Annotated in this window: 12 protein-coding genes and 3 tRNA genes; 4 read left to right on the forward strand and 11 right to left on the reverse strand. The window is 62.9% G+C overall.

The window, feature by feature from the left end; all coding sequences use genetic code 11:
- Positions 1-511: 511 nt before the first annotated feature.
- Positions 512-1,801 carry a methyl-accepting chemotaxis protein gene (locus AB5Y53_RS05045; protein ID WP_048207956.1) on the forward strand — a complete coding sequence of 430 codons (1,290 nt, stop codon included), beginning with the start codon at positions 512-514 and terminating at the stop codon, positions 1,799-1,801.
- A 190-nt stretch (positions 1,802-1,991) separates the two neighbouring features.
- Here the strand turns inward: AB5Y53_RS05045 and AB5Y53_RS05050 are convergent.
- The 11 genes from AB5Y53_RS05050 to AB5Y53_RS05100 form a co-directional block, all read right to left on the reverse strand.
- A tRNA-Leu gene (locus tag AB5Y53_RS05050) sits at positions 1,992-2,078 on the reverse strand.
- A gap of 41 nt (positions 2,079-2,119) precedes the next feature.
- Positions 2,120-2,193, reverse strand: a tRNA-Cys gene (locus tag AB5Y53_RS05055).
- Between the two features lie 34 nt (positions 2,194-2,227).
- A tRNA-Gly gene (locus tag AB5Y53_RS05060) sits at positions 2,228-2,303 on the reverse strand.
- A 179-nt stretch (positions 2,304-2,482) separates the two neighbouring features.
- On the reverse strand, positions 2,483-3,037 hold the full coding sequence (gene pgsA / locus AB5Y53_RS05065) for a CDP-diacylglycerol--glycerol-3-phosphate 3-phosphatidyltransferase (protein ID WP_010675229.1): 555 nt from the start codon (positions 3,035-3,037) through the stop codon (positions 2,483-2,485).
- 213 nt (positions 3,038-3,250) lie between these two features.
- The gene (gene uvrC, locus AB5Y53_RS05070) at positions 3,251-5,104 is read right to left on the reverse strand and encodes an excinuclease ABC subunit UvrC (RefSeq protein WP_219603774.1); all 1,854 of its coding nucleotides are present in this window, start codon (positions 5,102-5,104) and stop codon (positions 3,251-3,253) included.
- 110 nt (positions 5,105-5,214) lie between these two features.
- Positions 5,215-5,859 carry a UvrY/SirA/GacA family response regulator transcription factor gene (gene uvrY, locus AB5Y53_RS05075; RefSeq protein ID WP_010675231.1) on the reverse strand — a complete coding sequence of 215 codons (645 nt, stop codon included), beginning with the start codon at positions 5,857-5,859 and terminating at the stop codon, positions 5,215-5,217.
- A 210-nt stretch (positions 5,860-6,069) separates the two neighbouring features.
- Positions 6,070-6,831: a 3-deoxy-manno-octulosonate cytidylyltransferase gene (gene kdsB, locus AB5Y53_RS05080; RefSeq protein WP_368181268.1), complete on the reverse strand. Its 762-nt coding sequence runs from the start codon at positions 6,829-6,831 to the stop codon at positions 6,070-6,072.
- Positions 6,828-7,025, reverse strand: coding sequence for a Trm112 family protein (locus AB5Y53_RS05085; protein WP_010675233.1), 198 nt, complete (start codon positions 7,023-7,025; stop codon positions 6,828-6,830). Before AB5Y53_RS05085 ends, kdsB begins: the two co-directional genes overlap by 4 nt.
- A 112-nt stretch (positions 7,026-7,137) precedes the next feature.
- Positions 7,138-8,136 (reverse strand): tetraacyldisaccharide 4'-kinase, encoded by a 999-nt coding sequence (gene lpxK, locus AB5Y53_RS05090; RefSeq protein WP_368181270.1) that lies wholly within the window; start codon positions 8,134-8,136, stop codon positions 7,138-7,140.
- Positions 8,136-9,905 (reverse strand): lipid A ABC transporter ATP-binding protein/permease MsbA, encoded by a 1,770-nt coding sequence (gene msbA / locus AB5Y53_RS05095; protein WP_368181271.1) that lies wholly within the window; start codon positions 9,903-9,905, stop codon positions 8,136-8,138. Before msbA ends, lpxK begins: the two co-directional genes overlap by 1 nt.
- 134 nt (positions 9,906-10,039) lie before the next feature.
- Positions 10,040-12,175 (reverse strand): DNA internalization-related competence protein ComEC/Rec2, encoded by a 2,136-nt coding sequence (locus AB5Y53_RS05100; protein WP_368181272.1) that lies wholly within the window; start codon positions 12,173-12,175, stop codon positions 10,040-10,042.
- A 115-nt stretch (positions 12,176-12,290) separates the two neighbouring features.
- Here AB5Y53_RS05100 and AB5Y53_RS05105 point away from each other — a divergent pair, with 115 nt between their 5' ends.
- The 3 genes from AB5Y53_RS05105 (at position 12,291) to AB5Y53_RS05115 (ending at position 14,918) form a co-directional block, all read left to right on the forward strand.
- A complete protein-coding gene (locus AB5Y53_RS05105) occupies positions 12,291-12,809 on the forward strand; it encodes a DUF2062 domain-containing protein (protein ID WP_010675237.1) in 519 nt (172 codons plus the stop codon).
- Positions 12,803-13,297: a DUF2062 domain-containing protein gene (locus AB5Y53_RS05110; protein WP_039040273.1), complete on the forward strand. Its 495-nt coding sequence runs from the start codon at positions 12,803-12,805 to the stop codon at positions 13,295-13,297. Before AB5Y53_RS05105 ends, AB5Y53_RS05110 begins: the two co-directional genes overlap by 7 nt.
- 115 nt (positions 13,298-13,412) lie before the next feature.
- Positions 13,413-14,918: a helicase HerA-like domain-containing protein gene (locus tag AB5Y53_RS05115; RefSeq protein WP_368181273.1), complete on the forward strand. Its 1,506-nt coding sequence runs from the start codon at positions 13,413-13,415 to the stop codon at positions 14,916-14,918.
- Positions 14,919-14,953: the final 35 nt, after the last annotated feature.

Below are 14,953 nucleotides of genomic sequence, written 5' to 3' on the forward strand. Positions count from 1 at the left end.
GAGCCTCTCCAGGGCATTTCGCAGCCATACGGAGCGTTCCCCTTCCCATCGTCCATGACAATGGACAACAGATGCGTTCAAACACTCAAGTGCAGGTTTCCCGGACAGAGGGACCGAAACACCTCTATATGCCGCACCTTCCCGCTGCGCGCCCTCCCCCATCGATGCAGACAACCGTCACGCCTCACCGACAAGCGCCCTGGATACCCGTATTCGCCGAAATGAGGCCCTGTTCGCCCACGACTGCGAACCATTGTCTTGCCCACTGACAGACACCCGTTAAACAATCGATGCATCGAACAAATAATTCAGAATAGGAATACGTTTTATTTATCACCGCATATAAAAAGGGCGCATCATCTTGTATTAAACCTGTTTTTTGTATGGAAAAGCCCGAATCAAATGACAGGGGTGCATTACACTCAAAACGACGCTTCATACCCAGAAAGTGTGAAGGGTTCGTCAACGAAGAGATGTCGGATGATTCTATTTTCTTGGCTGGGGTGTACTTATGTTCGACTCGAAACTTAAAAAAGAGCTGGCAGCAGAACGAGAGAGGGCCTTGAAAAGCGAGGCACTGGATCATGCCATGCACGATCATCTTCCCATGATTGAATTCACTACCGATGGTTATATTCTCGATGCCAGCCCGCTTTTTCTTCATTCCGTCGGCTACTCCCTCAATGAGATCGTGCAGCAGCATCACGCCATGTTCTGCATGAAAGAAGATACCGACTCTCCCTCCTATCGGGAATTCTGGCGAGATCTGGCAAATGGGCACAGCCAGCATGGCACCTTCCACCGGGTTGGCAAACAAGGCAAGGAAATATGGCTGGAAGCCACCTATTTCCCCGTCAGCCAGGGCGGAAAAATAATCAAGATCATCAAAATAGCGTCAGATGTGACGGTGCAACATGATCTGCTCATGACTCAAAAAGCAATATTTGAGGCGCTGGATCGCTCCCTTGCCGTCATCGAGTTTGAACCGACTGGTGTTGTTATTTCCGCCAACCGTAATTTCCTGGATACCATGGGCTATCGACTCGATGAAATTAAAGGCCATCAACATCGCATGTTTTGTGATGAGCTGTTTTATCGGGAACATCCCGATTTCTGGCAGGAGCTGGCTCAGGGGACGTTCAAATCGGGGCGCTTTCAGCGATTTGATAAAAAAGGCCATGAAGTCTGGCTGGAGGCAACCTACAACGCTGTGCGGGGCAGCCATGGCAAGGTGATCAAGGTCATCAAGTTTGCCTCCAATATCACCCCGCAGATCAGCAAAGATCAGGCCGTACAACATGTGGCCAAGGTGGCAAATGAAACATCTGTCACAACCAAATCCTCCGCCATCAAAGGAGAGGAGATGTTGACCACCGTCGTCTCCACTTCGGACAATATTGTCAGGCAGATGGAACATGCCAGCACCTTGATGAGCAAGCTTCACGCTCAATCCCAGAATATCACCGCCATCGTATCCACCATCAGCAGCATTGCAGACCAGACCAACCTGCTCGCGCTCAATGCCGCCATCGAAGCGGCGAGAGCCGGCGAACAAGGCAGAGGCTTTGCCGTCGTGGCCGATGAAGTTCGTCAACTGGCGGCAAGAACCTCCCTATCGACCAACGAAATAGCCAATGTCGTCAGCCAGAATCAGCAGCTCACCAGGCAGGTCAGCGAGCAGATCCAGTCCGCGGCAGACGGCGCCATCCACGGGCAAAAGCAGATCGATGACGTTGCAAAAGTGATGGAGGAGATAAGACACGGAGCAGAAGAGGTATCGACCATCATCTCGGAACTCTAGATAAATCTGGGAAGCACTCCGGAGCCTGCCATCGAGCAGGCTCTTTGATGTTCACACCAGGGGTCGTAGCTTGGCACGTGCAGATTCAAGAGATGAACCGGCTCTTCAGGTCGCAGCCATTCTGGCAGTCAATTGACTAGAAACAAAAAGGCCACTATTGCTAGTGGCCTTAGTAAGTCTTTGATTTTAATGGTGCCCGAGGCCGGAATCGAACCGGCACGCCGCGAACGGCGAGGGATTTTAAATCCCTTGTGTCTACCGATTTCACCACTCGGGCACCGCAATCGGTATCAAGCTCGCGTGGCGGGCTTGTCAATATGGAGGCACGTTCCGGAGTCGAACCGGACTAAACGGATTTGCAATCCGCTGCATAACCGCTTTGCTAACGCGCCATGCAAAAGAGAGGAACTCTCTATTGTCTGAATTTGGAGCGGGAAACGAGACTCGAACTCGCGACCCCGACCTTGGCAAGGTCGTGCTCTACCAACTGAGCTATTCCCGCATCGGTCTGGCTGACTGCCTGACTGTGAGAACGCATTCTAGCGATGTTCCCCGCCCAGTCAACCAAAAACATTTAATACGCTGATCGTTCGGGTGTTTTTTACCCTTTTCCCACACTTTTGCAGCTCATGGCCGTTTCTCGGCGCCAGTGGCAGAGAAACGGCCATCTTCCCGTCGGGACTAGAACCGGGAGTGGTAGCTCAGATCGCCCCAGGCAGCCTTCATGTACTGGAACATGGACCAGAAGGTGAGCACGGTGGCCACGTAGAGCAGCACATAGGCGAGCCACACCATCCAGATGTCGTATTGCCAGATGAGGCCGGTGAGCGACACCATCTGGATCATGGTCTTCCATTTGCCAATCCAGCTGACCGCCACCGAGGAGCGCTTGCCAAGCTCGGCCATCCATTCACGCAGGGCGGAGATGATGATCTCCCGGCCAATCATGGTCATGGCGGGGATGGTGACCCAGACGGTGTTGTAGTGCTCGACGATGACCACCAGGGCCGCCGCCACCATGATTTTGTCGGCCACCGGATCGAGGAAGGCGCCAAAGGCGGTGGACTGGTTCAGCTTGCGGGCAAGATAGCCGTCAAACCAGTCGGTTGCGGCCGCCAGGATGAAGACGATGGCCGCCGCCATGTAGGACCACTGATAGGGAAGGTAGAACAGGATGACGAAGACGGGGATGAGCAAAATCCGAAAGAACGTCAGCAGGTTAGGAATATTTGTCATTATTTTCAGCCACTTCTTGTATGCCGCTACATGGTAGCCCCAAGCCGATCGCGGATGCAACCGAACTGGCGCCCGCCTTGGTCCATTAATCCATCAATAACCTCAGGATGCCGGTCATTATGGCATTTGGGAGCCCCCTGCGTCACGGCTCTTGTGCGCAGGCGGCACGCCCTGATGCCCCCTGGCGTGACCTCCTTCACACCAAAGGCAGCGCTAGAGCGAGTGCAATGCGTCGTGAATGGACTGGGCCAGCTCCTGGCTGATGCCGGGCACCTTGGCGAGCTCGTCCACCCCGGCTTTTTTCACCTCCTGCAAGCCACCCAGGTATTTGAGCAGCGCCTGCCGCCGTTTCGGCCCCACCCCGGGAATCTCTTCCAGGGTACTGGTGGTGCGGGCTTTCGCCCGTCTGGCGCGGTGGCCCGTGATGGCAAAACGGTGGGATTCGTCGCGAATGTGCTGGATGAGGTGCAAGGCGGGCATGTCCGTCGGCAAATGCAGCTCTTCGTGGCTGTCCCCCAGGATCAGGGTCTCCAACCCCGCCTTGCGGGTCACCCCCTTGGCGATGCCCACCAGCAGCGGGTATTTGCCGCCGAGAAACTCCAGCTGGCGCGCCAGGATCTCCTCCGCGCGGCGCAACTGGCCGAGACCGCCGTCGATAAACAGCACATCCGGCACCTTGTCCGGCTCCTGCTGCTTGCCAAAGCGACGCTCCAGCGCCTGCTCCATGGCGGCGTAGTCATCCCCGCCGGTGATACCGTCGATGTTGAAGCGGCGGTATTCCGAGGAGAGCGGCCCCTCCCGGTTGAACACCACGCAGGAGGCCACGGTGCGCTCCCCCATGGTGTGGGAGATATCGAAACATTCCATGCGGGCGATGGGGGTCTCGAGCTCCAGTAGCTCCTCCAGCTGATCGTAACGGGCGGTGATGGTGCTCTTGTGGGCGAGGCGCGAGCGCAGCGCGGTCTGGGCGTTGATGGAGGCAAGCTTGATGAAGCGGGCCCGTTCGCTGCGCGTCCGGCTCACCACCCGCACCTTGTAGCCGGCGGTCTGGCTCAGGGTGTCGGCGATGACGCTCTCATCCTCCAGCGCCACGTCCAGCAGCACCTCGCTCGGGATCTGCCGTCCCCCCTGCCCCGACAGATAGAACTGCAGCAGGAAGGATTGCACCACCTCGTCAAGCGGGGTATCGGCCGGCACTTTCGGGAAGTAGCTGCGCGATCCCAGCACCTTGCCCTGGCGGATGAAGAGCACGTGGATGCAGGCGGTCCCCTGCTCGAAGGCCACCCCCACCACGTCGAGCTCGTCCAGCACGTTGCCGCTCACAGACTGCTGTTCGGTGACCCGGCGCAGGGCCTGGATCTGATCCCGGTAGCGGGCCGCCTCCTCGAAGCGCAGATCGCCGCTGGCGGACTCCATCTTGCCCACCAGTTCGCCGATCACCTGCTGGTTCTTGCCCGCGAGGAACAGCTTGGCCAGCGCCACCTGCTGGGCATACTCGGCCTCGCTCACCAGCCCCGCCACGCAGGGGCCGGCGCAGCGCTTGAGCTGGTAGAGCAGGCAGGGGCGGGTACGGTTGGCATAGACGGCATCCTCGCACTGGCGCACCGGGAAGATCTTCTGCATCAGGTGCAGGCTCTCGCGTACCGCGCCGCCGGAGGGGTAAGGGCCGAAATACTCCCCCTTCACCTTGCGGGCGCCGCGATGGACTCCGATGCGCGGGTGCCGATGGTCGGTGATGATGATCCAGGGGTAGGACTTGTCATCCCGCAGCAGCACGTTGTAGCGGGGCTGGTACTGCTTGATGAGGTTGTGCTCGAGGATCAGCGCCTCGGTCTCGGTGTGGGTGACCGTTACCTGCACATCGGCAATCTGGCGCACCAGGGTGCGGGTCTTGATGCTGTCGACGTTGGCCCGAAAGTAGGAGGCGAGCCGTTTCTTGAGATCCTTGGCCTTGCCCACGTAGATGACGGTGCCGCCGCTGTCGTACATGCGGTAGACACCGCTCTGGTGGGTGACGGCGCTCAGAAACGCCTTGCTGTCAAAATGGGGCTCGGGAGAGAGGGTCATCGGCAACTCGACTCAACGGATGAATGCAAAAAGACGGGGAGAGCATACTGCCCACAGCCTGCAAAAAGCAAAAGGCGGCCGGTGCCGCCTTTGGTGTCCACACGCCCCCGTTACAGGGTATCGGCATCCAGCATGCCATAACGAATGGCCAGATGGGTCAGCTCCACGTCGCCGTTGATCCCCAGCTTGCTGAACAGGCGGTAGCGGTAGCTGTTGACCGTCTTCGGGCTCAGGTTGAGCTGCTCGGAGATGTCGGTCACCTTCTGCCCCTTGGTGATCATCATCATGATCTGCAGCTCCCGCTCGGAGAGGGACTTGAAGGGGTTCTCGTCGGCGGAGGCGAACTGGCTCAGGGCCATCTGCTGGGCGATCTCCGGGGAGATGTAGCGCTGACCGGAGTGAACCAGGCGAATGGCGTGGATCATCTCGTCCGGCGCGGCCCCCTTGGTGAGGTACCCGGCGGCGCCCGCCTGCATCACCTTGGTGGGGAACGGATTTTCTGAATGAATGGTCAGCACTATGATGCGTACATCGGGGCGGATCCGCAGGATCTTGCGGGTCGCTTCCAGACCGCCGATGCCCGGCATGTTCATGTCCATCAGGATCACATCGGGGTGATGTTGCCGACAGAAGGCCACCGCGGTTTCCCCGCTCTGCGCCTCGCCCACCACCTTGATCCCGCGGACGTCTTCCAAAATGCGTCTTATCCCTGTACGCACCAACTCATGATCATCGACCAGGAATACATTAATCACCCAAACACCCCGTTTTTTATCTCGTTATATGCCAGTTAGGGTTAACACGGCGTCTTGCATCATAACCAAACTCGATGATTTGGCAAACCATGGGCGGGAAAAGTTTGAAATTGCTCGTAAAATCCGTTTTAAATCAAATTATTATACAAATAATCAATTAAAAAACGGCGCCCTGGGGCGCCGTATTGCATCAAAGCCGTTCCGCCAGCCTCAACCGGCCAGCAGCGCACGTACCTTGTCGAGATCGGCCTGGGTGTCCACCCCCACCGGCGGGGCTTGCAGCGCCTGGGCCACGTGGATCTTCTCCCCGTACCAGAGCACCCGCAGCTGCTCCAGGGCTTCGACCTGCTCGAGCACGCTCGGTGCCCAGTCCACGTAACGCTGGATGAAGCCGGCGCGATAGGCGTAGATGCCGATGTGGCGCTGGTAGTGATCGCCAATCTGCTCGCGGTTCTGGGCAAAGCGGTCCCGATCCCAGGGGATGCTGGCGCGACTGAAATAGAGGGCATACCCCTCCCGATCGGTCACCACCTTGACGGCATTGGGATTGAACGCCTCTTCGGCATCCCTGATCGGCACCGACAGCGTCGCCATGGGCGCGCTGGCCGCGGCCAGGTTGTCCGCCACCTGGCGGATGATGACGGGGGGAATGAGGGGCTCGTCCCCCTGCACGTTGACGATGATGGTGTCGGCGGCAAAGCCGTAGTGACGGCACACCTCGGCCAGACGCTCGGTGCCGGACTGGTGATCCGGTGAGGTCATGCACACCTCGAACCCGGCAGCGGCGGCAAAGGGAGCCAGGGCCTGCTGCACCCGCTCGTCATCGGTGGCGACGATCACCTGATCGGCGCCCGATTGCAGGGCCTTCTCCACCACGTGCTGCACCATGGGCTTGCCGTGAATGTCGGCCAGCGGCTTGCCCGGCAGCCGGGTGGAGGCGTAACGGGCAGGAATGACGACGACGAAACTCATGGCTTCAGCTCTTCCAGCGCCAGGTGACGGGCCCGGTTCTCCAGCAGCACCGGGATCCCCTCCTCCAGGGGATAGGCCAGTCTGTCGAAGCGGCAGATGAGCTCCTGAGGGCCCTCGGCGTGCGCTTGATAGTGCAGTTTCCCCTTGCAGACCGGGCAGGCGATGATGTCGAGCAGTTTAATATCCAGTGCCACAACGAAACTCCTTTAACAATTTCCCACAGGCGATCTTGCCTGGCATGTCAATGTGCAGGGCCAGCCCCCGAGTCCGGGCGCTGGCCATCTGTTCCAATCCGGTGGCACCCCGTCAGGGCGCCTGGTGCCCGTTCCCTCTTCCGGGCTGCGGGCCCAGGGTGCGCAGCAGCGCCTCCCCCAGGGCATCGGGCAGCTCGGCGCTGACCGGCAGATACCACCAGTTGTCCGGGGCGAAGGGGCGGCACTTGACCGCATCCTTCTCGGTCATCAGCAAGGGGCGCTGGCCGAAGCGGGCCAGCAGCTCGGCGGCGTCGAACGCCTGGTGATCCCCGTAGCCGACGCTCTGCACCAGCTCGTAACCCAGGGCGGTCAGGGTGGCGAAGAAACGGGGGGGATGGCCGATGCCTGCCAGGGCATCCACCGGCCCCGAGAGGGGGGCCGTGAGAGGCGCATCGTCGCACACCCGGCGCAGGATATCCGGCACCAGGCGCATGGCGTACTCGCCACGGGCGGGTTCACCGCCGTTGCAGATGATGGCGTCCACCCGCTTGAGGCGGGTCGTGGGCTCGCGCAGCGGCCCCATGGGCAGCAGACAGCCATTGCCAAAGCGGCGCGCCCCGTCCACCACCACCAGTTCGATGTCACGGGCCAGGGCATAGTGCTGCAGGCCGTCGTCGGTCACGATGATGTCCACCTCACCGCTTTGCTCCAGCAACCGCACCGCATCGGCCCGTCTGGGGGCCACCGCCACGGGGCAGCCGCAGCGCCTTGCGATGAGCACGGGCTCATCCCCGGCCTCGGCCGGGGTGCTGCTCTCATCCAGTCGATAGGGGTAATGGGGCGCCTTGCCGCCATAGCCGCGGCTGACCACGCCTGGGCGCCAGCCCCGGGCCTGGAGTTGTTCCACCAGCCAGACCACCACCGGGGTCTTGCCGTTGCCCCCCACCGAGAGATTGCCCACCACCACCACCGGCAGGGTGGCCCGATAGGCGCTGAACCAGCCCCGGCGATACCCCAGACGGCGGACGCCGCTGATCAGGGCAAACAGCAGGGCGAAGGGGGCCAGCCCCCAGCGCCAGAGGCTGTTCCCGTACCAGAGTCTGGCCAGCATCAGCCCTTGCTACCCGTGGCTGTATTACCAAACTGAATGGCCCGCAGCTGGGCATAAGTACCATGCATGTCCATCAGGGTTTGGTGGTTGCCGCGCTCGACGATGTGTCCCTCGTCGATCACCAGGATCTCGTCCGCCTTCTCGATGGTGGAGAGGCGGTGGGCGATCACGAGGGAAGTGCGTGCCTTGCACAGCTCGTCGATGGCCGCCTGGATGTGGCGCTCGGACTCGGTGTCCAGGGCCGAGGTGGCCTCGTCCAGCAGCAGCACCGGGGAGTCCCGCAACAGGGCGCGGGCGATGGCGATGCGCTGGCGCTGGCCGCCGGAGAGGGAGGCGCCGTTCTCGCCGATGACGGTGTCATAGCCTTCCGGCATCTTGCTGACGAAGTCGTCCGCATGGGCGATGCGGGCCGCCTGCTTGATCTCGTCGCGGCTGTACTTCTCTTCCGCCGCGTAGGCGATATTGTTGGCCACCGAGTCGTTGAAGAGGTGCACGTGCTGGGAGACCAGGGCGTACTGCTTGCGCAGCTCGCTCAGGCGGTATTCGCGGATGTTGACGCCATCCAGCAGAATTTCCCCCTCTTCGATGTCATAGAAGCGGGTCAGGAGGCTCGCGATGGTGCTCTTGCCGGAGCCGGAACGACCCACCAGGGCCACCGATTTGCCCGCCTCCACCTTGAAGCTGATGTTGCGCAGCGCCGGTGTTTCCTTGGTCGGGTAGGTGAAGGTGACGTTGCGAAACTCGATTTCACCTCGGGCACGTTCCAGGGTGCGGGTACCGGTGTCCTGCTCCGGGGTGGAGTCCAGCAGACCGAACAGGCTCTGGCAGGCGGTGATGCCGCGCTGGAACTGGTTGTTCACGTCGGTCAGGCTTTTCAGCGGCTTGAGCAGCATCATCATGGAGGTGACCATGACGGTGAAGGTGCCCGCAGTCAGGGTCGCCTTGACGCTGTCGATGGTGGCGACATAGAGGAAGACCGCAAGGGCCACGGAGGCCACCATCTGGACGATGGGGCTGCCGATGGCGTCGGCGGCGACCATCTTCATGGTCTGCTGGCGCATCCGGTTGCTCACCTGGTAGAAGCGCTTGTCCTCCACCTCCTGGCCCCCGAACATCAGCACCTCTTTGTGCCCCTTGAGCATCTGCTCGGTGGAGGTGGTGATGTCACCCACCGCCTGCTGGATGTGGCGGCTTATCTTGCGAAAACGTCGGCTGATGATGCTGATGAGGATCCCGACCAGGGGCCCCACCACCAGGAAGATCACCGACAACTGCCAGGAGTGCCAGAACATCAGGCCCAGCAGGCCGATGACGGTGGCCCCTTCCCGCACCAGAGAGACCAGGGTCGAGCTCGCGGCGGACGACACCTGACCGGCGTCATAGGTCACCTTGGAGAGCAGGTTGCCGGTGTTCTGGCGGTCGAAGAAGCTCATGGGCATGGCCATCAGGTGGCTGAACACCTGCTGCTGCAGGCGCATCACCACGTGGTTGCCGACCCAGGCCATGCAGTAGTTGGAGAGGAAGGCGGCGCAGCCGCGCAGAGCCACGATGCCGAGGACGAAGAAGGGCATCCACTTGAGCACGCTGCTGTCGTTGCCGTTGAGCCCCTGGTCGATGAGCGGTTTGATGGAGTAGACGAAGGTGGTATCCACGGCCGCGTAACCCAGCATGCCAATGATGCCGCCCACCAGACCCAGCTTGCGATCCCGGACATAACCGAGCAGGCGCTTGAAGACGGTCCAGCTCTCTTGTGAGGTTTCTTGTTGCATGAATAGCCGTTAATAAGGGAAATGACGGGCTATTCTAGCCAAACCTTGGAGCTACACCAAGCGCCGCTGGCGCGATGGCTACAACCCGGGTCACAAATGAAGGCCGCCCCTTGCCGGGCAGGCTCACCGGATCCTCACTCCCTTCCCCATACCTGCGGCTGCCACCAGGGGCCGCCACGCCTGTACCAGGGCCCCTGCTCCCGCTCGGCCCGGATCCTGAGCCCCGCGTCCCCCGGCTCGATCAGGATGGCGCCCGCCTCCCCCGTGACCCACTGCCGCGCCCCCTGGTATCGCGCCACCACCTCGGGGCGGGGAAAGCCCCACTGGTTCATGAAGCCTGCGCTGTGCACCACGAAGGCAGGTTTCACCGCCGCCACGAAGGGGGCCGTGGAGGAGGTGCGACTGCCATGATGCGGGCTCACCAGCAGGGTGCTGGCCAGCCCCGCGCCCTCCTCCAGCGCCAGTGCCAGCAGGCGGCGCTCCGCCTGCTGCTCGATGTCGCCGCTCAGCAGCAGCCGATGACGCCCATCGTCCAGCTGCACCACGCAACTGTCGTTGTTGCGCCCCGCCCCGGCTGCCAGGGGCCAGAGCACCCGCACATCCAGCCCCTGCCAGTGCCACTGCTGACCTCGGCGGCAGGCCTGGGTAGCCGGTGCAAAGGGGAAGGAGGAGAGCTCCCGGCGCACCGCCATGCTCTGCATCAGAGCCTGCCGGTTGCCCGCGTGATCCCTGTCTCTGTGGCTGATGATCAGGGTGTCGATCACCCGGATGCCGAGCCGGTTGAGCAGGGGCAGGATGGCCGCATCCGCCATGTTGTAGCCCCCGGGGTAGCGATCCCCGGTATCAAACAGGATGGCCCGATCCCCCCGGGTGACGAGCACCGATAGCCCCTGCCCCACGTCCAGCACCCGCACCTGCCAGGAAGCGGGAGCAGGCCAGAGGGCGAGCAGCAGGGCCGCCGCCACCGGCCCCCCCAGGGCGCGCCCTCCCGGCAGGTGCCATCCCGTCCACAGCAGGATCAGCAGGGCGCTGGCGGGCATCAGCCAGCCGGGCACCGGCCACCAGAGCTGCAGGCGATCCCCCAGCTGCGTGAGCCCCCACAGCACCCACTCCAGGCCGAAGGCGGAGACCCAGAGCAGGCCGTGGGCCAGCAACGTGGAGAGGGGCGCCACCAGCACGCCGATGAGCGCCAGGGGAATGATGACAAGGCAGAACAGCGGCAGTGCCAGCAGATTGAGCAGAAACGCCAGGGGCGCCATCCCCTCGAACAGCAGCAGTTGCAGGGGCAGCAATCCGAGCAGCAGCAGAAGTTGCAGCCGCACCAGGCCGGGGCGATCGTGCAACAGGCTCGCCAGCAACAGCAGGGCCACCGCCAGGAAGGAGAGCCAGAACCCCGCCGAATAGAGGGCGAAAGGGTCCCACAATGTCAGCACCACAAAGGCCCACAGCCAGATCCGGTGGCTCGGCCAGTCCCGCTTTAGCCAGCGCAGCAGGCTCCACACCAGCACCATGATGAGGGCACGCTCGGTGGCCACCGCAAACCCCGCCAGCCAGCTGTAGGTGGCCGCGAACAGGAGTGACACGCAGATAGCCCCCCGCAGCCCGAACAGCCGCCCGAGCCACCAGCCGAGCACCGCCACCAGAGCGATATGCTGGCCCGAGATGGCGATGATGTGGGTCAGGCCGCTGCCGCGAAAGAGTTCCCACTGGGTATCCGTGATCCCCCCCTGCTCCCCGAAGGTGAGGGCTGCCAGCAGGGGGGCCTGCGCCATCCCCTCCCAGGCGCGACTCGCCGCCGCCAGCCAGCGATCGCGCACACCCGGGGGCACGGCATCCAGGGCGATGACCCGGCGCAGGTTGCCGGTGGCGGTGATCCCCTTGCCAAGGAGCAGGCGTCGCCCATCCATCCCCGCTTCGTTGGCCAGGCCATGGGCCGGCTTGAGAGAGGTCACCAGGGTGACGCGGCTGCCGGCAGGCAACGGCGGCAACACTTGATAGGCATTGACCCGCACCAGGGGTGGCACGATGAGGGGGCGATCGTCCAGGGTGTCGAGGCGCAGCAGCAGGCGCGCAAATTTATCCCCCTCTTTCTCTCCCGAAGACTCCGTACTTTGCACGTGTGCGGTTATGATGTGGCTCGTTTTTTTGCCAAGCTGATCCAGCCAGGCAAGCCGGTAGTGCAAATTCACCTGCATCCAGAGGATGCCGAGCAGCAGAAACAGCAGCCGCCAGCAACGACCACCGGCGAGGGGGAGCGCGAGCAGCAGCATCAGGCCACCCCATTCCCATGAAGGCAGCCATGGCCAAAGCAGTGAGGAGCTTGCCCCCAGGGCAAACGACAACAGACGCAGATCCATGGAGCAAGTATTTAGCAAGGTTCAGAACATGCCCAAACGAATCATACAGCGCTGGCTACCCGACCCGGCGACCCTCAAGGAACACAAGCACTTGCGACTCTTTGGCAAGCTGCTGCTGGATGCCAACCTCTGGCATCTCAACCGGCGCTCCGCCGCCGGTGCCTGTGCGGTCGGCCTCTTCATGGCCTGGGTTCCCCTCCCCTGCCAGATGCTGCTGGCCGCTGGCGGCGCCATCGCCTGCCGGGTCAACCTGCCCCTCTCGGTGGCCCTGGTCTGGCTCTCCAACCCCCTGACCATGCCACCGCTGTTTTATGGCGCCTATCTGGTGGGCTGCCAGTTGCTGGGGCAACCCTCCCAGCACATCGAGATCACCTTCACCTGGGCCTGGCTGGTGTCGGTGTTCGAGACGGTGGCCCCGCCGCTCTTGCTGGGCTCCCTGGTGCTTGCCCTGCTGAGCGCCCTCGTCGGCTATGTCCTGGTTCGCGCGGGCTGGCGCCTGAGCACGGTGCGCCAGTGGCAAAAACGCAAGGTGGCGCGCCCATGCTGAATCGCTGGTTGGCCCGCTTCAAGATTGACCCCGATACCCTGCGCCAACAGAAGTGGTTCGCCCTCTTTGGCGAGCGACTGCTGACACCCGCCCTCTGGCAAGGGGGAACGCGGGCCCTCTGTGGCGCCGTGGCGGCCGGGCTGTTCGCCAGCTGGGTCCCCATGCCCATGCACTCCCTGGTGGCCGTCGCCCTGGTGCTGGCGTTCAGCTTCAACCTGCCGCTGGCCCTCTTGGCGGTCTGGTTCAACAACCCGCTGACGCTCCCCTTCATGTACCTCTACGCCTATCGTACTGGTTGCCTGGTGCTGAACGAGACGCCAGCCCCCTTCCATCTCACCTGGTCCCTGCACTGGCTGGAGCAGGAGGCAGCCACCCTGGTGCCCCCCTTCCTGCTCGGCAGCCTGCTGCTGGCGGTGCTGAGCGCTGCCGCCGGCGCCTTGCTCACCCTGCTGCTGTTGCAACTGGGCAAACTGACCCGCCCCCGCTAGGTTGCCAGCACGCCGTCCTTGTCTCGGGCGGCGTGCCTTGCCATCGTCTGTCTCTGCCACCACACTCCTTGTAACCCGTTGTTTTTCGACCCCCATTCGAAACAAGGAGCCCACCATGGCCGAACCGCTCACGCTGGCCCATGCCAATGGCAACCCCCTCTCCCTGCTCCCCGCCATGGCCAATCGCCACGGCCTCATCACCGGGGCCACCGGCACCGGCAAGACAGTCACTCTGCAGGTGCTGGCGGAGGGGTTTTCCCGCCTCGGCGTGCCGGTCTTTCTGGCCGACGTGAAGGGGGATCTGAGCGGCCTGGGCGCCGCCGGCACCCCCTCTGCCAAGCTGGATGCCCGTCTGGCCCAGCTCGGCCTTCAGGCACCCGACTTTGCCGCCAGCCCCACCCTGTTCTGGGATCTCTTCGCCGAAGAGGGCCACCCGGTGCGGGCCACCGTCTCCGACATGGGGCCTCTGTTGCTTGCACGCCTGCTCGGCCTCAACGACACCCAGAGCGGGGTGCTGGAGCTGGTGTTCAAGGTGGCGGACGACGAGGGGTTGCTGTTGCTCGATCTGAAAGACCTGCGGGCCATGGTGCAGTTTGCGGGGGAGCACGCCAAGACCCTCACCACCCGCTACGGCAATGTGTCGACCGCCTCCATCGGCGCCATCCTGCGCAACCTCCTCACCCTGGAGAGCGCGGGCGGCGATCACTTCTTCGGCGAGCCCATGCTGGACATCCAGGATCTGATGCAGACCGACGAGGCGGGCCACGGCCATATCAATGTGCTGGCCGCCGGCAAGCTCACCCAATCCAGCCGCCTCTATGCCTGCTTCCTGCTCTGGCTGCTCTCCGAGCTGTTCGAACAGTTGCCCGAGGTGGGGGATCCGGAAAAGCCCGTGCTGGTGTTCTTCTTCGACGAGGCCCACCTGCTGTTCAAGGATGCCCCCAGGGCACTGCTGGAGAAAATTGAGCTGGTGGTGCGCCTCATCCGCTCCAAGGGGGTGGGCGTCTATTTCGTGACCCAGAGTCCGGCCGACATCCCCGACAGCGTGCTGGGGCAGCTTGGCAACCGGGTGCAGCACGCCCTGCGCGCCTTCACCCCGAGCGATCAGAAGGCGGTGCGCATCGCCGCCAACACCCTGCGGGCCAACCCTGCCTTCGACGCCGCCGGAGCCATCACTGAACTGGGGGTCGGGGAGGCGCTCATCTCCCTGCTCGACGAGAAGGGGCGGCCCAGCGTGGTGGAGCGCGCCTTCATCGCGCCCCCGGCCAGCCGCATCGGCCCCCTGAGCGCGGCCGAGCGCCAGGCGCTTATTCAGGGCTCATTGCTCTACGGCAGATACGACACCCAGGAGGACAGGGAGTCCGCGTTCGAGCGACTTCAAGAGACATCGCCCGCCGCCGGTGACGAGACCGCTTCACCACAGACCGACCAGGGCGGCGGTCTGCTGGATGCCTTGAATGGCATCCTGTTCGGTCGCACCGGCCCCCGTGGTGGCCAGCATGACGGGGTGGTGCAGACCGCCGCCAAGAGCGTGGCCCGCACCCTCGGCAACGAGGTGGGACGCCAGCTGATGCGCGGGGTGCTCGGCTCCCTGCTGGGGAGCAGCAAGCGGCGCCGCTGATGCCGGAAAATGAAAAAGCCCGCCGTGTCGGCGGG

The organism is Aeromonas sp. R7-5 (genome assembly GCF_040908015.1).
GTDB classification, from domain to species: Bacteria; Pseudomonadota; Gammaproteobacteria; order Enterobacterales; family Aeromonadaceae; genus Aeromonas; species Aeromonas caviae.